This window comes from Actinomadura sp. NPDC049753, assembly GCF_040674655.1.
Classification (GTDB): domain Bacteria; phylum Actinomycetota; class Actinomycetes; order Streptosporangiales; family Streptosporangiaceae; genus Spirillospora; species Spirillospora verrucosospora.
The window spans coordinates 1-17,043 of the sequence record NZ_JBFARL010000075.1 but is presented as its reverse complement, the minus strand read 5'-3'; the positions used below and the strand labels follow the sequence as shown (position 1 = coordinate 17,043).

Sequence of the window (17,043 nt, the reverse complement as noted above, 5' to 3'; positions counted from 1 at the left end):
CGCCCGAGATCGCCGTCACGGCGACCCCTGCGGCGGCGACGGTTGTCTACCGGCCGGGAGGTCGGTCCGTGAACATTTGCGGCGCCGCGGCCCGCGCCAGGAGCCAGTGCGCGATCTCCTCGCCGGCTGCGACGCCCCGCGCGGCGGTGACGGCGGTGACGGGGGCCGTCCAGCCGGTGTCGTGCAGTTCGCCGTGGGCGGGGCGGATCGACAGGTCGGCGGCCTCCAGCAGCTCGGCGTCCAGGAGCGCGTCGCCGGCGGCGATCATGATGGAGGCGCCGGCGCGGCGGGCGACCTCCTCGGCGGCGGCGGCCTTGGTCAGGCCGGCGGGCAGGCAGTAGACCTTGCGGCCCTGGAGGGACGTCCGCCAGCCGCGTTCGGCGCACCATCCGGTGAGGTCATCGACCCAGCCGGAGGGCAGCGCGGCCCGGTCCACGACCGTGTAGGCGAACAGGTCGGAGGCGGTGCGCCGCTTGAGGACGAAGTCGCCGCCGTTGGTCGTGAGGTGCCGCTGGACGTCCGCGAGCGGGGCGCATCCGTCGGCGATCCGGGCCCGGACGGACGCCGCCCATTCCGGGTCGTCCTCGCCGTCCACCAGGATGTGGCCGCCGTTCGCGCAGATGGCGTACGGGGGCGGCTTCTCCAGGAGGTTGACGCGCCGGTACTGCTCGGGGGTGCGCGTCGTCGTCGGGACGAACGTGGAGGCCGTCGCGAGCGCCTCCAGTGTGCGCGCGGACGCTTCGGTCATGTAGGAGAGCGGCGCTCCCTGGTAGAACTCCACGCACAGTAGGCGCGGCATGGTCTCGTCTGGGCCCTCCAAGGCGAAGGCCGCAGTCGAGTAGATGAGCGTGCGGTCCAGGTCGGAGCACACCAGGACGGTCACTGCACGGCTCCCTTGCCGAACCGGGGATGGATGAAACCCATGCACGCGTAGGGGAACCGTCCGGGCTCGACCTCGTGGACGGGCACGCCGCGTTCGCGGGCGAGCAGCCTGATGTGGCTCACTTCCGGACCGGCGTCGGCCCGCACGAGCACCTTCCATGGGACGCGGCGCAGCAGCACTCGCGTGGTCTCACCGATCCCCGGTTTGACGAGGTTCAGGTCGTCGATGCCCTCCGCCTCGGCGCTGCGCCGGACGGCCTCCCATCCCGACCAGTCGGGCGCGCGGTCGGCGGCGCGGAGCTCCGGCAGGTCCTTCGCGACGCGTTCGGCCACGTGCCCGAAGCGGGCGCAGACCGCGTCGAGGAAGACGCGCGACACGTCGTCTGCGGCCAGTTCGGCGTAGAACTTCGCGCCGTGGAAGTCGCCCGGCCCGATGAGCGAGTCGTTCAGGACAGTCCGGCTCACCAGGCCCGACACGGTCGAGTTGAGGCAGGCGGACGGGATCAGGAAGTCGTCCCGGGTGCCGTACAGGGACGTGCACCGGCCCGGGTCTGCCAGCACCGCGAGATCGGAGGGGAACGGGTGCTCCGCCAGGGCGGCGGTCAGTTCCTTGGTGATGGCGCCCTTGCCCGTCCAGCCGTCCACGAACATCGCGGACGCCGGGTCATGGTGTTCGGCGAGATACCGCAGCGCGACCGTGTCGATGCCCCGCCCGCGGACGATGCTGACCGCGTAGTGCGGGACGTCCAGGCCGTGCGCGTACCGGGCCCAGCGGCGCATCAGGATGCCGACGGGCGTCCCGGCCCGCGCCAGCGACACCAGGACGGCGTCCGGGCCGCGCTCGGCGAGGATCATCTCGGTGACCAGCCCGGTCGCGTAGGCGAGCCGTTCGGCGGACGCCTCCAGCGCGTCGTGGAACAGGCGCCGGTACTCCGGGCCCGGCTGGTACTCGACCGGAAGCGACTCGGCGTAGTGCGCCCGCCCCGACTGGATCGCCGCCTCACGTTCCTCGGTGGGCGCTTCGAGTCGTGCGTCGGACAGGTCCTTGAGCAGCCAGGCGACGTCTTCCCTCGGGTAGCTGCCGAAGTCAGGCCCGTACAGCGGCTTCACGAGGCCCTCCTGTAGGACGGGAGGGTGGCGACCGTCACGGGGGCCAGCGCGCGAAGCCGTTCCAGCAGGCCGTTGGCGAGCGCCGGGGTGTCGCCGACGTCGTCCACCACGAACACGATCCTGTCGAAGCGGCGTTGACCGGCCCCAGGAGCGACGTTGTAGGCGTACCGCTCCCCCGGCCCGTCGGCGGGGTCGTCATGGGACGGGAACACCAGGCGGGTTCTGATGGCGTAACCAGGGTCGTCCACGGCCAGGACGGGGGAACGCGTCGTCGTGGAGTAGCGGACGTCCACGTCCGGCCGGGCGTCGGCGAGCGCCTCCGCGAGGCGCAGCGGCGCGTACATCAGCTCCTCGAAGCCAAGGACGAGGACACGGGAGGCTTCTTCGCCGAGGCTCCCCCAGAGGACGTCGCCCATCCGGGCCAGTTCCTTCTCCAGCCGCGTCCGGTGCTCGGGCAGAAAACCGTGGCGTCCGCCGTCCGGCAGCGCAGCGGGCCATTCCAGCTCGACCCGGGAGACTCCGAACGCCGATCCCCCCTCGGGGATGAAGGGCGGGGACGACATCCCGGCGACGAGCGCCCTGCCCGCCTCAAGGACACCCTCCGGCAGATCGACCCGTCCCCCGGCCAGAGCCACCGCGTCTATGCGGGCACCCAGCCGGACGGCGAGATCGTCCATCCGGGCCCGGTCGGCAGGGTCCCGCAAGTCGACCAGGGCCGCCAGCACGTAGTGGCTTCTGGGACGGACGGCATGCAGGGCCTCAATGGTGTTCAGCACCGTCCGGCCCGTCGAGAGCTCGTCGTCCACCAGCACCACCGGTACGTCGCGATCGAGCGGGGCGGTGTCAGCGGGGAGCAGCAGATGGCTCGTGGCGTGGCTGTGCTCTTCTTCGAATCCGCCGTAGGTGGCGAACCCATCGACGGGACGCCGTGTGGAGTGCAGGTAGTACGCACCGCCCAGAGCGTCCGCCACCGAATGCCCCAGGGCGGTCGCGGTCTCGGCGTAACCCAGCACGATCGCGTCCACGGGGTTCTGGGGAGTGCGCACGAGGTCACGTAGCGCGGCGGCGGCGTTCGGCTCGCCCCGCAGTGCGTCCAGGAGGAGCGAACCGGGGCGGGACGGCTCGCCGCCCCGCAGGCGCGCGCGCACAAGCTCGCCCAGCAGCAGCCCCGACCCGTACACCAGGCGCGGGTCGGTCGGAACATGCTTGCCCAGCACCGCGGACACCAGCAGATGCGCACGCTTCGGATTGCGGCGCACGGCGAGCCCCACGAGCGACGATAGCCCGGCGCCCGCCGGCCGCGCGCCGTCCACGAGGCGGACGCTCAGACGCGAACCCACCCAGGACCCCGTCACCGGCTGTCCGCCGCTTCCAGAAGCTCGACGAACGTGACGCCTTCCGCGGCCACCCCGAACACCTGAGCGCGCAGCATCAGCCGCTGCGCCCACGCGCGATGGGGCTTGGCCTCGTTCATCTTGTTCGCGTAGGAGCTGGCCATCGCGCCGCCCCCGGTGACTCCCAGGATGTCGGCGGCGTCGCTGTACTCCTCGTGCGTCACCACCGACAGGGCGTGGACGGCGGCCACATGGCTCGGATGGATGACGGTCTTGCCGGTGAGCCCGTTGGCCTTGTCGAGGTGCACCTCGCGGATCAGCCCGTCCAGATCGGAGGTGATGAGCCGCTGCCGCAGCGGCGCGGCGCTCTGCCGTTCGAACGGCGACTGCCGCAGCTGCGGCTTGAACATCCGCTCCCCCTGCGAGAAGTACTCCCACACGGGGCCGGTCACCACGTGGCCGGTGCCGTCGGCGCGGCCGAGGATGTTGACCACGTCGCAGATCACGCCCGCGACGGGCCGGATGTCGTAGATCGTCAGGTCGGGCGGGCGCCGCAGCCCGTACGCGGCGGACATGTCGGTCGCCCCCAGCCGGACGGCGAGGATCCGCGACCGGTGCTTGGCGAGGAGCCGCGCCACGTCGTGCAGCATCTCCGCGCGCGTCTCGGCGTACACGGCCTCCGGGCTCTCGATCACCGGCATGGCGAGCAGCCGGCGCCCGGAGCGGTCGGCCGCGTCCTCCAGCGCGTCCAGGAACGCTCCACCGCCGGACGCGGTGAACTTCGGCAGGACGAACCCGGTGACGAGCTCCGCCGCGTCGCCGAGCCGGCCGACCAGGTCGCCGATCTGCCGCGGGTCGCGGACGCGGACGAACAGCAGGGGGACCTCCGCGCCGCGCGGCGCGGAGCGGGCGTGCAGAGCCCGCAGGTGCGCCACGAGGTTGGCCTCCCCGGCCTCGACCTCGTCGTCGGCGATCGCGTCCTCCAGGCACACCACCATGCTCATCACGCCGCGCCCCGCCGCGCGCTCGACGTCGGCGGCGAGGGCCGGCCGCGTGGCCGGGCAGTACAGGGTCGCGCCGAGCGCGACCGCCAGCACGTCCGGGTCGTCGTGCCGGCCGAACGGGCGCGGGTGCCGGTAGAACAGGTGCTTGCGACGCGCGGCGTCAATATGGTCGAAATGCCGCATTTACCCCTCGTCAGACGGTGCTCTCGACAGGGGGCGTGGGGGGCCGCCCCGGGCGGACGGGCTGCGCCGGATCACAGGTGGGTCGCCACGGCCGGGAGCAGGTGCTGGAACGTGCGGCCGGTGGCGGTCGCCCCGATCGCCGTCATCGACCAGCCCTGCCCGTCCCGCGACACCTTGGCCATGATCTGCGCGTTGTGCTGCCCCGCGCCGCTCAGTTCGTAGCGCGCGATCTCCTGGCCGGTGCTCTCGTCCACCAGCCGGCAGAACGCGTTGGCGATCTGGGAGAAGTCCTGGCCGGTGAACGAGTTCACCGTGAACACCAGCTGGGTGACGCCCGCCGGAACGCTCTGCAGGTCGACGTTGATGACCTCGTCGTCGCCCTCGCCCTCGCCGGTGAGGTTGTCGCCGGTGTGCTGGACGGAGCCGTCCTTGCTGCGCAGCTGCCGGAACCACACCTGGTCGGCGAGTTCGCCGGACGCGTCGAACAGCAGGCACGAGGCGTCCAGGTCGATGGACTGCGCCTTGCCCTTGCCGAACAGCCCCTTCTTGGCCACGGCGTCCCAGCCGAGGCCCATCTTGACCCTGGTCAGGGTGCCGCCGCCCGGCTTGGCCAGCGAGACCTTCTGCCCCTTCTGCAGCGATATGGACATCGTTCGGCTCCTCCAGTGATCGATGTGTGTCGCGGGGTTCCGGGGGCCCGGGTACGCGTTGCGCCGGTCAGACCTGGCTGGAGTGCAGCGGCCGCCCGCCGCCCGCCGCCGAGTCGGGAGAGTCCCCGTCCTCGTTGCGGTTGCGGACGACGGAGCTGACGAACGCGGCGATGATCAGCCCGGCGCCGAGCCCACCGGTGATCCACTCGGGGACGTGGTGGCCGATGCTCACCAGCATGCAGACCGCGAGGGCGCCGATCGCCCAGTGCGCGCCGTGCTCCAGGTAGACGTACTCGTGCAGCGTGCCCTTGCGGACCAGGAACACCGTCAGCGACCGGATGTACATGGCGCCGATGCCGAGGCCCAGCGCGATGACGATCGGGTCGGTGCTGATCGCGAAGGCGCCGATGACGCCGTCGAAGCTGAACGAGGCGTCCAGCACCTCCAGGTACAGGAAGAGGAAGAACCCCGCCTTGCCCGTGGCGAGGGCCAGGGAGCTCGGCCCGGACCGCCCGCCGCCCTTCCCGGCCTCCGCGGCCTCCGCGGCCTCCGCGGCCTCCTCCTCGTCCTCGTCGTCGTCCCCGCTCGCCTCGGAGAACAGCTCCCCGAGCCCGTTGACCAGGATGTAGGTCACCATCCCGAGCACGCCCGCGATCATGACGCTGCCCGGGTCGGAGGCCGACAGCCACGCCACGAGCGCCAGCGAGCCGCCCGCCACCACGACCGACAGCTGGTCCAGCTTGCCGATGCGGGCGAGCGGCCGCTCCAGCCACGGCAGCCACTTGTCGGCGCGCTCCTCGAACACGAAGTCCAGGAACAGCATCATCAGGAACATGCCGCCGAACGCCGCGATCATCGGGTAGGCGTCGTTCATCAGCTGGTGGTAGCGGTGCGAGTCGTTGAGGGCGAGGTCGAACGCCTCGACCGGGCTCAGCTTGGCCGTGATCCCCACGATCAGCAGGGGGAAGACCAGCCGCATGCCGAACACCGCGATCGCGATGCCGACGGTGAGGAAGATCTTCTGCCAGAAGGCGCTCATGCGGTCGAGCACCTTGGCGTTCACGACGGCGTTGTCGAACGACAGCGAGACCTCAAGGACGGCCAGCACGGCGACCAGGGCGAGGCCGGTCGGCCCGTCGTAGAGCAGGGCGAGGAGCAGGCCGACGACCGTGACGCCGAAGGACCACCCGAAGGTGCGAAGAATCATGCGCGTATTTCTGTTAGGAAGGACGGCCGGGCGGAGCGGCCGGGGTGCGGGGGCGCCGGCGGTCAGCCGACGTTGACGCCGAAGTCCATCGCGATGCCCGCCAGACCAGAGGCGTACCCCTGGCCGACGGCCCTGAACTTCCATTCGCCGTTGTGCCGGTAGAGCTCACCGAAGACCATGGCCGTCTCGGTGGAGGCGTCCTCGGTGAGGTCGAAGCGCGCGAGCTCGTTGCCGTCGTTCCGGTTGACGATCCGGATGAAGGCGTTGCGGACCTGCCCGAAGCTCTGCTGCCGGTTGTCGGCGTCGTAGATCGAGACCGGGAACACGATGCGTTCGCACTCGGCCGGCACCGCGGTGAGGTCGACGTTGATCGACTCGTCGTCGCCCTCGCCCTCACCGGTGAGGTTGTCGCCGGTGTGCTCCACCGAGCCGTCCGGGCTGCGCAGGTTGTTGAAGAAGACGAAGTGCTGGTCCGACATGACCTTGCCGGTGCTCGCCAGCATCAGCGCGGAGGCGTCCAGGTCGAAGTCGGCGCCGGTGGTGGCGCGCACGTCCCAGCCGAGGCCGACGGTGACCGCGGTGAGGTTCGGCGCGGCCTTCGTCAGCGAGACGTTGCCGCCCTTGGCGAGTGAAACCCCCATGTGCGGGCTGCTCCCTTCCTGTCCAGACTGCTCGGACTGTTCAGATGTTGACGCCGAAGTCGGCCGCGATGCCGGCCAGGCCCGACGCGTACCCCTGGCCCACCGCCCTGAACTTCCATTCCGTCCCGTTGCGGTACAGCTCACCGAAGACCATGGCGGTCTCCATGGACGCGTCCTCGGTCAGGTCGTAGCGCGCCATCTCCGCACCGTCGGCCTGGTTCATCACCCGGATGAAGGCGTTGCGGACCTGCCCGAAGTTCTGCCCGCGGCTGTCGGCGTCGTAGATCGACACGGCGAACGCGACCCGTTCGGCCGTGGCGGGCATCGCGCCGAAGTTGACCTTGAGCTGCTCGTCGTCGCCCTCCCCCGCGCCGGTGGTGTTGTCGCCGGTGTGCTCGACCGCGCCGTCCGGCGTGCGCAGATTGTTGAAGAAGACGAAGTGCTGGTCCGTAATGATCTTTCCGGAGGCGTCCAGGACCATGGCGGAGGCGTCGAGGTCGAAGTCGGTCCCGGTCGTCGTGCGCAGGTCCCAGCCGAGACCGACGGTCACCGCGGACAGGCCGGGGGCCTGCTTGGTGAGCGAGACGTTGCCGCCTTTGCTCAGGCTGACGGGCACGATGAGCCTCCAAGATCGCATGCCGGATCGGACGCCGAACGGGCGCCCAGCCTTATCGACGTTGCAGCGATGCTATCCGTTCCATCCTTTATGAAGGGATGGCGACAATCTTTGTGATTCGGTCGCCACCCCGCCGTCGTCGCGCACCCGGCCGCCTTCGCGCATGGACGAAACCCGGGCCGGTTGCGCCAGACTGGGGGGCGGACGAAGGGAGGCTGCGTTGCGGGGACCGGGCGACCAGCGCCGCCGGGGCGGCCGCGGGGCACAGGCGGCGGCCGGGGCCGTCGAGGCGAGGGAGGCGGCCGCGACCGCCTTCTACGACATGGACCAGGCACAGAAGTACATCGACGGCCGCGTCACCGTGTTCGAGGACCTGGACGCCAGGGCGGCCGAGCCCGCCCGCCGGGAGTTCACCCGGCTCGCCGAGGCCGCCGACGCCGCCTCGGTGGCCTACATCTCCGTCCTGGACGCCCACGACCTCGATGACCGGGACCGGTCACCGGCCGAGTACGACGCCGCGCGGCGCGCGTTCGTCGCCTCCACCGAGCGGCTGCAGAAGATCACCGGGGACCTCAACGGCTTCGCCGAGCGCCTCGCCCCGCAGATGGCCCGGCTGGAGTCCGCGCTCGACCAGCTCCCGCCCCGCCTCACCGCCGCCCGCGACGCCGTGGCCGCCGCCGACGCCGCCGTGTCCGCGGCCAGGGCCGCCGGGATGGACGCCGCCGACCCGGAGCAGGAGCTGGACCGCGCCAAGCGGGTCCTCGCGCAGCTCGGCTCCCAGGGGCTCGGCGGGCTCGGCCTCGACGGCGCCATCCGCAAGGCCGACGAGGTCCGCGAGATCGCCGAGCGGGCGCGGGAGGCGGCCGCGGAGCTGCCCCGGCAGGCGCAGAAGGTCCGCGACTCGCTCTCCTCCGTCCGGACGCGCGCCGACGCCGTCGCGAACCGCACGGAGGCCGTCAGGGAGGCGATGCGCGTCCTCGTGCGCGGCTACTCGCAGGCGTGCTGGCAGGACCTCAAGGGCGCCCCCGAGTCGATCGAGGCGGCCGTCACCCGGGCCCGCGAGCGGCTGAACGAGGCGTCCGCGCACGCGGGCCGCTCCGAGTGGAAGCGGGCGCAGCAGGCGCTCACCGCCGCGCGCACCGAGCTGAACGCGGCCGACCGCCGCGCCGGGCAGGTCACCGGGCGGGTGGAGGAGCTGAAGGCGGTCGCCGAAGACCCGGCGAGGCCCGTCGAGGGCGTCCGGTTCGCGGTGCGCGACGCCCAGCGGCTCGCCATGGCGCAGCCGGGCGGCGCCCCGCCCCAGCACGCCCGCGTGCTCGACTCCCTCGTCGAGCGGCTGGAAAGGGCGCCGCAGCGGCTCACGGGCGCCCACCCCGACTACTGGGCCTACCTGCAGGAGCTGGAGTCCATCAGGACGGCCGCGGGCGACGTGGTGGCGCGGATCCGCTCGGAGCGAGCCCAGCAGGGCTAGCCCGCGGCCCGTCAGGCGAAGAGGGTGTCGCCCCAGTAACCGCCCTTGCGGACGCCCGGCGGGCACGCGTAGACGCCCGACCCGACGTGCTGGATGTACTCGTTCAGCGCGTCGGTGGCCAGCGAGTTCTGCACGCGGATGAACCCCGTCCGCGGGTCGCGCTGGAAGGCGATGAAGAACAGGCCCGCGTCCAGCCGTCCGAGGCCGTCCGACCCGTCGGTGAACGAGTAGCCCCGCCGCAGGATGCGCGTCCCCTGGTTGGAGTCGGGGTGGGCGAGCCGCACGTGCGCGTCCGGCTTCATCTGGGACAGGACGGGCTTGTCGCGCTCCTTCCTCAGCCCGACCGGCGCGCCCTCGCCCTTGTTCCGCCCGAAGATGTCCTCCTGCTCGCGCAGTGACGTGCGGTCCCAGGTCTCGATGTGCATCCGGATGCGGCGGGCGACGAGGTAGGAGCCGCCCGCCATCCAGTCGGCGCCGTCGCCCCCGGCCGCCCACACGTGGCGGTCGAGCAGGTCCGCCTCGGTTCCGGCGATGTTCTCGGTACCGTCCTTGAACCCGAACAGGTTGCGCGGGGTCTGCGCGTCCGGCGTCGTCGAGGACGTCTTGCCGAAGCCGAGCTGGGACCACCGGACCGCGACCACGCCGAACCCGATGCGCGCCAGGTTCCGGATGGCGTGCACCGCGACCTGCGGGTCGTCCGCGCAGGCCTGGACGGCGATGTCGCCGCCGCTGCGGGCCGGGTCGAGGTTGTCGCCGGGGAAGTGCGGCAGGTCGACCAGCGCGGCGGGGCGGCGCGCCTTGACGCCGAAGCGGTCCTTGCCGTCCTTCTCGAACAGCGACGGGCCGAAGCCGATCGTCAGCGTGAGCCGGGACGGCGGCAGCCCGAGCGCCTCGCCGGTGTCGTCGGGCGGCGCGACCGAGGGGCCGCCGACCGCGCCGTCGCCGACCGGCCGGCCGGCGGTCATGGCGGCGGCCGCGGCCGTCCACTCCTTCAGCATCCGCACGAGCCGGTCGCGGTCGCCCGTCGTCACGTCGAAGGCCGCGAAGTGCAGCCGGTCCTGCACCGGGGTGGCGATGCCCGCCTGGTGCGCGCCGTGGAAGGCGATCGCGTCGCCCGCGCCGTCGTCCTCCTCCGCGGAGGCGACCCGGTCGAGGCCGGCCCCGGCGGCGGCCCCGACGAGCAGGCTCGCGCCGGAGAACCCCAGCATCCGCCGCCGGGACATGCCCGGCCGCTCCTGCGTCCCTTCGCCCGTCATGCCGCTGCCGTTCCTCTCGTCGGGATCACTTGGCGACGGCGGCGGCGAGCTTGGACAGGGGCTCGCCCAGCGCGTTCACCGCGTCGGCCAGCTCCTTGCGCTCGTCCTCGCCGACCTTGTCGTAGGAGACGTAGCCGTCGCCCTTCTCGTGCTTCTTCAGCAGCGCCTCGACGCCCGCGAAGTTGCCGTCGAGGTCCTTGGCGAGCTGCGCGTCCCGCTCCTGGACGACCGGCTTGAGCAGCTCGTAGATCTTCCTGGCGCCGTCCACGTTGGCCTTGAAGTCGACGAGGTCGGTGTGGCTGAACGCCTCCTCCTCGCCGGTGACCTTGCCGGTGGCGACCTCGTCCAGCAGCTCCTTCGCGCCGCCCGCCATGTCGTTGACGGGGTCAAGCGTGAGGCCGGGCAGCCGCGACTTCAGCGTGCCGAGGTCGGCGAGCAGCTGGTCGCCGTACTTCTCCTTGCCCTTGACGGAGCCGTCCTTCCAGAGGGCCTTCTCCAGCAGGTGCCAGCCGGACCAGTCCTTCTTCTCCTCCGGCTTGAGGTCGGCCTCGCGCGCGTCGACCTTGGGGTCGAGGTCGCCGAACTTCTCGGCGACGGGCTCGATCGTCTCCCAGCCGACGCGGGACGGCGCGTACAGCTCCTTGGCCTTCTCGACGTCGCCGGCCTTCACCGCGTCCACGAACTTCTGCGTCTTGGCGATCGTGTCGTCGGTCTGGACGATGACGAAGGCCTTGTAGTCGGCCGCGGCCTTGCTCAGGCGCGGGTCCGCGCCGCCGGCGGCGCCGCCGGTGACCGTGACGTCCTGGGACGGCCCCTTGCCGGTCTGCCCGGCGCTGCACAGCAGCTTGTACTTGCCCGCGGGCAGGTTCACGACGAAGTCGACGCTGGTGCCGGGGCCGATGTTCTCCCGCTCGGCGAGGATCTTGCCGTCCGGCTTGAGCACCTCGAACTCGTTGACCTTGGAGCCCTTGTTGGCGACCTTGAAGGTGGTCTTGCCCGCGGGAAGGTCGGTCTTCGCCACCTCGCAGGCGTCGTCGGTGGCCGTCACGGCGACGGCGCCCGCCGCGCCCGCCTCGTCACCGTCACCGCCGCACGCCGTCAGAAGGGACATCGACACCGCGGCGGCGCCGGCGAGCGCGAGGACGGACACAGGACGCATCAGGGTCTCCAGGAGCGTGCAAATGGTTAGGCTTACCTAAATTAGCGAAAGCTAACCTCAGCACGTCAAGTGGGGTCGGAGACAGTGAGTCATCCCACGCCGCGCCACCTCGTTCCGGGCCGGCCGGCGGCGGGCCTCAGCGCGGGCGGTCGTGCAGCCCCATCGTGAGGTTGCGCGCGGCCATCGGCGGGCCGCCGGCCTGCGGGTCGCCGTACGGGGGCAGATGCCCCGGGTGCTGCGGGCGCTGCTGGTGCTGGGGCGCCTGCTCGCGCTGCTGCGCCGCCGGCTCCGCCCAGACGGCCGTCCCGTACGCGCACACCTCGATGCCGCCACCGATCAGGGCGGTGTCGAACCTCATGCCCACCACCGTGTTCGCGCCCTTGCGGCGGGCCTCCTCGCCGAGCCGGTCCACCGCCTCGCGGCGCGCCGCGGCCAGGCCGGCGCCCGGCTGCTCCCCCGTCACCCGGAACGTCGCGCTGCTCCCGCCCTGCCCGGGCGCGTGGACCGCGCCCTGATCGGCCCGGACGGCCAGCCCGAGGACCTCTCCGAGCACGCTCCTGATCTCGTACCCCGCCACGCCATCAGTCGTCACGATCAGCATGGTCACCACGGTAGGACACCATCCGGACGAAATGCGACGTAACGGCGGTAACGCGTATCTCTTCGCACCGCCGGACGCCGTGCCCGGCGCAGCCGGCCGGCCCGTCCGCGGCCGTCCTCCCGGCGGACGGCCGGGAGGACGGCCCGCCGTGCGGACCCGCGCCTCAGTCCAGATACTCGCGGAGCATCTGGGCCCGGGACGGGTGGCGCAGCTTCGCCAGCGTCTTGGACTCGATCTGGCGGATCCGCTCCCTCGTCACGCCGAACTCGCGCCCCACCTCCTCCAGGGTGCGCGGGTGGCCGTCGACCAGGCCGAAGCGCAGCTGGATGATGCGCTGCTCCCGCTCCGAGAGCGTGGCGAGGATGTCCTCCAGCTGGTCCTGCAGCAGGATGAACGCCGCCGCCTCCATCGGCACGACCGCGTCGGCGTCCTCGATGAAGTCGCCGAGGTCGGAGTCCTCCTCGCCGATCGGCGCCTGCAGCGAGACCGGCTCCTGCGCGATGCGCTGGATCTCCACGACCCGGACGGGCGACAGGCCCATCTCCAGGCCGATCTCCTCGGGGCTCGGCTCCCGGCCGAGGTCCTGGTGCATCTGGCGCTGCACCCGGACCAGCTTGTTGATCGTCTCCACCATGTGCACCGGGATGCGGATCGTCCGGGCCTGGTCGGCGATCGCCCGAGTGATCGCCTGCCGGATCCACCAGGTGGCGTAGGTCGAGAACTTGAACCCCTTGGTGTAGTCGAATTTCTCGACCGCGCGGATCAGTCCGAGATTTCCCTCCTGGATCAGGTCGAGGAAGAGCATTCCCCTGCCGACGTAGCGTTTGGCGATCGAGACGACGAGCCGGAGATTGGCCTCGATCAGCCGTTGCTTCGCCCGCGCCCCTTCGCGGGAGAGCAGTTCGAGGTCGAGCAGCTCGCCGCGGGCGAGGACGGCGGTGCGCGCCATCTTCTCCTCGGCGAACAGTCCCGCCTCGATCGATTTCGCGAGTTCTACCTCATCTTCTGCCGTGAGCAGCGGTACGCGACCGATCTCTCTCAGGTAGATCCGAACCAGGTCGCTCGTCGGCGCCCGCTTGCCGAGGTCTCCCTCATCCGCTCGCGTGACGTCCTCGGTCTCCTGCTGAGAGTCGAGGACGTCCACCCCCTGCTCTGCGAGCATCCGGACGACCCGCTCCAGCGAGTCGTCCGGCAAGTCCGAGCGATCGAGCGCGGCAGCGACGTCCTCGACGGTCACACCGCCGCGCTCTCTGCCGCGTGCGACGAGGTCCGCCACCTGATCAACCGATGGCGCCTCGCTTGGCAGCACCGAAGGGCCCACGCAGACAGTCTGCGTCAAATGGGGCCTAGATCACAGGACCCATTTTCGCGGGACGGACGCCTATTGCGACCCAAGCCCCCGCTCCCGCAACACCCGTCTCTGCTGCTCAAGCGCGACAAGATCACCGAAGAGCCGGTTGTACTCCTCGGCCGCCTCGACCGGATTCAGCCGCCCGAGTTTAGATTTCACGTTCGCGATCATGCGCGTGAGCTGGCGCTCCTGAATTCGGGCGAGCAATTCCGCGGCATAGCGGTCGTCCGATTCCTGGGCGGACCGGACCGGCTCCACCCCGAGCTTGGTGAGCAGATCCCTGACCTGGTCGTTCGGCGCCCGCTCCAGAAGGCGGGCGACCCACTCCGTGACGCTCCCCGCAGCCGTGACGCCGCCCGCCTCCGCGATCACCGCGCGCACCGCCGTGTGCGGGGGCGCGAGGAACGCCTCGACCGGGAGCTCGTCGAACGCCGGGCCGAGCAGCGCCGGGCGCTGGACCGCCAGTTTCAGCAGCTCGCGCTCGCGCTGGACCTCGGGGTCGGCGGGGTCGAAGGCGGGCCGCCGCGGCGCCTGCGACTCCGCGTCGCCGCCGCGCCCGTTCTCCGCGGCGGAGCCGTTCGCCCGGCCGTCGCCGTTCTGCGCGCGCCCGTGCCCGTTCTGCCCGTGCCCGTTCTGGCCGCGCCCGTTCTGGTTGCGGCCGCTCCCCGCCTGCGCGCGGCCCTGCTGCCGGTTGGCCAGCTCGCGGACGCGGCGCAGCACGAACTGCTCGTCCATGATCCCGAGCCAGCGGTCCAGGTTGACCGCGTACATGTGGCGGCGGGAGCGGTCCTTGATGGCGGCGACGACCGGGGCGGCCGCGTCCAGCGCGCCGAGCCGGCCCTCGACCGTGTCGAGGTCGTGCTGCTCGATCGCGCTGCGCACGGCGAACTCGAACAGGGGCAGCCGGGACGCCACGAGGTCGCGCACCGCCGCGTCACCGTGCCGGATGCGCAGGTCGCACGGGTCGAGGCCGTCGGGCTGGACGGCCACGAACGTCTGGGACACGAACTTCTGCTCGTCGTCGAAGGCGCGCAGCGCCGCCTTGCGCCCGGCCGCGTCGCCGTCGAAGGTGAAGATCACCTCGCCGCGGAACTCGTCCTGGTCCATCAGCAGGCGGCGCAGGACCTTGATGTGCTCGTCGCCGAACGCCGTGCCGCAGGTGGCGATGGCCGTCGGGACGCCCGCCAGATGGCAGGCCATCACGTCGGTGTAGCCCTCGACCACCACGGCCTGCCGCCGCCGGGCGATCTCCTTCTTGGCGAGGTCGGCCCCGTACAGCACCGAGCTCTTGTGGAACAGCGGCGACTCGGGGGTGTTCAGGTACTTGGGGCCGTCGTCGTCCTCGAAGAGCCGCCGCGCGCCGAACCCGATGACGTCGCCGGACAGGTCGCGGATCGGCCACATCAGCCGGCCGCGGAACCGGTCCATCGGGCCGCGCCTCCCCTCCTTGGCCAGGCCGCCGGCGACGATGTCGCGGTCGGCGAAGCCGCGCCCGCGCAGGTGCCTGACGAGGCCCTCCCACTCGCGGGGCGCGAAACCGACCCCGAACCGCTCGGCGTCGGCGGCCTCGAAGCCGCGCTCGGACAGGAACGTGCGGCCGGGCGCGCCGGCGGCGGAGTTCAGCTGCTCGGCGTAGTACTCGGCGGCCGCCCGGTGCGCCTCGACCAGCCGGGCGCGCTGCCCGCCGTCCTGGCGGGGGCCGCGCCCGCCGCCCTCCTCGTAGCGCAGCTGGATCCCGGCCTGGGCGGCGAGCCGCTCCACCGCCTCGCCGAAGGTCAGGTGCTCGATCTCCTGGACGAACTTGATGACGTCGCCGCCCGCCTCGCAGCCGAAGCAGAAGTACAGCCCGCGCGAGGGCGTCACGTTGAACGACGGGGACTTCTCGTCATGGAAGGGGCACAGGCCCTTGAGATTGCCGCCGCCCGCACTGCGCAGCTGCAGGTACTCGCCGATCACGTCGGCGATGGACGAGCGCTCCCGTACGAGTGCGATGTCCTCATTGCGAATCCGGCCTGCCACGACCAAGGAGTCTACGGCGGGCCCGCGACATCGAGGGCATCGCGCCGCGACGGGCATGGGTGCGCCCCCCGCCCCCGCGCGGGCCGCGGGGGCGGGGGCGCCCCCGGGTCAGCCCATCCGGAAGCGGCCGAAGAGCCGGTACATGAACTCCGTGCCCTGCTTGAGGGCCTCGACGGCGATGCGCTCGTCGTTGCCGTGCATCGCGATCAGCTGGTCGTTGTCGACGACGTAGGGGTAGACGCCGTAACCGGGGACGCCCTTGGACGTCCACGGCGAGAGGCTCGTCCCGGCCTCGAAGAGGGCGGGCGCGAAGACCGCGTCCGGATAGGTCTCCGCGGCGGCGGCGCCGATGGCCTCGAACAGCGGCGAGTCCAGCCTGGACGGCGGCTTGGCCCAGGTCTCGTCCAGCCTCCTGAGTGCGTCCTCCTCCGACTCCCCCGGGTTGCCCGCGAGCGTGACGGTCACCTCGCGGTCGGCGAGGCGCCGCCGTATCGCGGCCAGGAAGTCGCGCGGCCGCTGGCCGCCGGGGACGCCCCGGCAGTTCAGGCGCAGCGTGGCCTTGGAGGGGATGACGTTCTCCTTGTAACCCGCGTCCTCGATCACGAAGGCGTGCGTCGTGCGGAGGAGGGCCTGGTGCAGCCACGGGTAGGAGCTGCGCTTGACGACGAGCGCGGCCGCCCGCTCGCGGGCCTGCTGGGACCGCGCGGACAGCAGCAGCCGCAGCGCCCGTTCGAACGGGCGGTCGTCGGTGGCCTTGGCCAGCGCGCCGAAGTACTCCCGCGTCACGGGGGTGAGCGCGACCGGGGCGAGCCAGGTGTCGAGGTCGGCGACGGCGCGGGAGAGCCTGGCGATGGCCGAGTCCGGGTTGGGCTTGGAGGAGTGGGTGGCGGTGCCGCCCGCGGCGAGGTCGAGGTTGAAGTAGACCTTGTCCTGGCGCGTCACCGTGATGAGCATCGGCGTCCGCCGGTCCTTCCGGGCGAGGAACCAGCCGCCCTCGGTGAGCACCATGCCGGCGTTGATCTTGTCCCAGTGGTGCTCGGCCAGCCAGTGGGAGCCGTACTGCCCGGCCTCCTCGTCGCAGTCGGTGAGGACGATGATGTCGCGGTCGAACCTCGCGCCCTCCTTGACGTGCCGGAGCAGGGCGCTGATGTTGGCGGAGTTGGCGCCCTTCATGTCCAGGGCGCCGCGGCCGTAGACCTCGCCGTCGCGGACGGTTCCGGCGAACGGGTCGACCGACCATTTGTCACGTTCCACCGGAACGACGTCGGAATGTCCGAGCAGGAGCAGCGGCGGCGCCGCGGTGCCGCCCTCGATCCGGGCGACGAGGTGGACGTTGTCCTTCTTCGGCGTGGGGATGATCTGCGCGGGGACCCCCGCGGAGTCCCAGACGGCCTTGAGCATCTCGGCGTGGGGCCGGGTGACGCCGCCCTCCCCGTAGTTCTGGGTGTCGAACGACAGCATCTTCTTCAGCAGGGCCAGCGGGTCGTAAAATGATCTGGACGGGGCCGGGTTCAGGGCGTGCGCGGGGCGTGGAGGGGGACCCTGGCGGCTCGGGCGGC

Annotated in this window: 15 protein-coding genes; 1 reads left to right on the top strand and 14 read right to left on the bottom strand. The window is 71.8% G+C overall.

Annotated elements, in window-relative coordinates:
• Positions 1 to 46: 46 nt before the first annotated feature.
• The 8 genes from AB0K37_RS20340 to AB0K37_RS20305 form a co-directional block, all read right to left on the bottom strand.
• Positions 47 to 883 carry an HAD family hydrolase gene (locus tag AB0K37_RS20340; RefSeq protein WP_363983213.1) on the bottom strand — a complete coding sequence of 279 codons (837 nt, stop codon included), beginning with the start codon at positions 881 to 883 and terminating at the stop codon, positions 47 to 49.
• A complete protein-coding gene (locus AB0K37_RS20335) occupies positions 880 to 1,992 on the bottom strand; it encodes a cysteine protease StiP family protein (protein WP_363983210.1) in 1,113 nt (370 codons plus the stop codon). Before AB0K37_RS20335 ends, AB0K37_RS20340 begins: the two co-directional genes overlap by 4 nt.
• Positions 1,989 to 3,332 (bottom strand): phosphoribosyltransferase family protein, encoded by a 1,344-nt coding sequence (locus AB0K37_RS20330; RefSeq protein ID WP_363983207.1) that lies wholly within the window; start codon positions 3,330 to 3,332, stop codon positions 1,989 to 1,991. Before AB0K37_RS20330 ends, AB0K37_RS20335 begins: the two co-directional genes overlap by 4 nt.
• Before the next feature lie 11 nt (positions 3,333 to 3,343).
• Positions 3,344 to 4,513 carry an HpcH/HpaI aldolase/citrate lyase family protein gene (locus AB0K37_RS20325; RefSeq protein WP_363983204.1) on the bottom strand — a complete coding sequence of 390 codons (1,170 nt, stop codon included), beginning with the start codon at positions 4,511 to 4,513 and terminating at the stop codon, positions 3,344 to 3,346.
• A gap of 71 nt (positions 4,514 to 4,584) precedes the next feature.
• Positions 4,585 to 5,163 carry a TerD family protein gene (locus AB0K37_RS20320; protein WP_363983201.1) on the bottom strand — a complete coding sequence of 193 codons (579 nt, stop codon included), beginning with the start codon at positions 5,161 to 5,163 and terminating at the stop codon, positions 4,585 to 4,587.
• A 67-nt stretch (positions 5,164 to 5,230) separates the two neighbouring features.
• On the bottom strand, positions 5,231 to 6,370 hold the full coding sequence (locus tag AB0K37_RS20315; protein WP_363983198.1) for a DUF475 domain-containing protein: 1,140 nt from the start codon (positions 6,368 to 6,370) through the stop codon (positions 5,231 to 5,233).
• A gap of 62 nt (positions 6,371 to 6,432) precedes the next feature.
• Positions 6,433 to 7,011 carry a TerD family protein gene (locus tag AB0K37_RS20310; RefSeq protein ID WP_345174511.1) on the bottom strand — a complete coding sequence of 193 codons (579 nt, stop codon included), beginning with the start codon at positions 7,009 to 7,011 and terminating at the stop codon, positions 6,433 to 6,435.
• A 40-nt stretch (positions 7,012 to 7,051) separates the two neighbouring features.
• Positions 7,052 to 7,627, bottom strand: a complete 576-nt coding sequence (locus AB0K37_RS20305) for a TerD family protein (protein ID WP_363983194.1) — start codon at positions 7,625 to 7,627, stop codon at positions 7,052 to 7,054.
• Between the two features lie 220 nt (positions 7,628 to 7,847).
• On the opposite strand from AB0K37_RS20305, the gene AB0K37_RS20300 reads away from it, so the two are divergent.
• The gene (locus AB0K37_RS20300) at positions 7,848 to 9,098 is read left to right on the top strand and encodes a molecular chaperone DnaJ (RefSeq protein ID WP_363983191.1); all 1,251 of its coding nucleotides are present in this window, start codon (positions 7,848 to 7,850) and stop codon (positions 9,096 to 9,098) included.
• An 11-nt stretch (positions 9,099 to 9,109) separates the two neighbouring features.
• On the opposite strand, the gene efeB is transcribed toward AB0K37_RS20300, so the two are convergent.
• The 6 genes from efeB to AB0K37_RS20270 all read right to left on the bottom strand — a co-directional run bounded on the left by efeB (position 9,110) and on the right by AB0K37_RS20270 (position 16,945).
• Positions 9,110 to 10,354, bottom strand: a complete 1,245-nt coding sequence (gene efeB, locus AB0K37_RS20295; RefSeq protein ID WP_363983188.1) for an iron uptake transporter deferrochelatase/peroxidase subunit — start codon at positions 10,352 to 10,354, stop codon at positions 9,110 to 9,112.
• 25 nt (positions 10,355 to 10,379) lie between these two features.
• Complete coding sequence (efeO, locus tag AB0K37_RS20290; RefSeq protein WP_363983185.1) at positions 10,380 to 11,513, bottom strand: iron uptake system protein EfeO; 1,134 nt, start codon at positions 11,511 to 11,513, stop codon at positions 10,380 to 10,382.
• Between the two features lie 136 nt (positions 11,514 to 11,649).
• Entirely contained in the window at positions 11,650 to 12,114 is a 465-nt protein-coding gene (locus tag AB0K37_RS20285) for a heavy metal-binding domain-containing protein (RefSeq protein WP_363983182.1), read from the bottom strand.
• 163 nt (positions 12,115 to 12,277) lie between these two features.
• Entirely contained in the window at positions 12,278 to 13,390 is a 1,113-nt protein-coding gene (rpoD, locus tag AB0K37_RS20280; RefSeq protein ID WP_363983179.1) for an RNA polymerase sigma factor RpoD, read from the bottom strand.
• Positions 13,391 to 13,495: 105 nt separating this feature from the next.
• On the bottom strand, positions 13,496 to 15,484 hold the full coding sequence (gene dnaG / locus AB0K37_RS20275; protein WP_363983176.1) for a DNA primase: 1,989 nt from the start codon (positions 15,482 to 15,484) through the stop codon (positions 13,496 to 13,498).
• Between the two features lie 108 nt (positions 15,485 to 15,592).
• Positions 15,593 to 16,945 carry a M20/M25/M40 family metallo-hydrolase gene (locus tag AB0K37_RS20270; RefSeq protein WP_363983173.1) on the bottom strand — a complete coding sequence of 451 codons (1,353 nt, stop codon included), beginning with the start codon at positions 16,943 to 16,945 and terminating at the stop codon, positions 15,593 to 15,595.
• Between the last annotated feature and the right edge of the window lie 98 nt (positions 16,946 to 17,043).

What these genes read in the sequence shown, in the direction of transcription:
- AB0K37_RS20325 (WP_363983204.1), bottom strand. Translation starts at nt 4,513, where the DNA reads ATGCGGCATTTCGACCATATTGACGCCGCGCGTCGCAAGCACCTGTTC.
- AB0K37_RS20320 (WP_363983201.1), bottom strand. Translation starts at nt 5,163, where the DNA reads ATGTCCATATCGCTGCAGAAGGGGCAGAAGGTCTCGCTGGCCAAGCCG.
- AB0K37_RS20315 (WP_363983198.1), bottom strand. Translation starts at nt 6,370, where the DNA reads ATGATTCTTCGCACCTTCGGGTGGTCCTTCGGCGTCACGGTCGTCGGC.
- AB0K37_RS20310 (WP_345174511.1), bottom strand. Translation starts at nt 7,011, where the DNA reads ATGGGGGTTTCACTCGCCAAGGGCGGCAACGTCTCGCTGACGAAGGCC.
- efeB (WP_363983188.1), bottom strand. Translation starts at nt 10,354, where the DNA reads ATGACGGGCGAAGGGACGCAGGAGCGGCCGGGCATGTCCCGGCGGCGG.
- efeO (WP_363983185.1), bottom strand. Translation starts at nt 11,513, where the DNA reads ATGCGTCCTGTGTCCGTCCTCGCGCTCGCCGGCGCCGCCGCGGTGTCG.
- AB0K37_RS20285 (WP_363983182.1), bottom strand. Translation starts at nt 12,114, where the DNA reads ATGCTGATCGTGACGACTGATGGCGTGGCGGGGTACGAGATCAGGAGC.
- AB0K37_RS20270 (WP_363983173.1), bottom strand. Translation starts at nt 16,945, where the DNA reads ATGCTGTCGTTCGACACCCAGAACTACGGGGAGGGCGGCGTCACCCGG.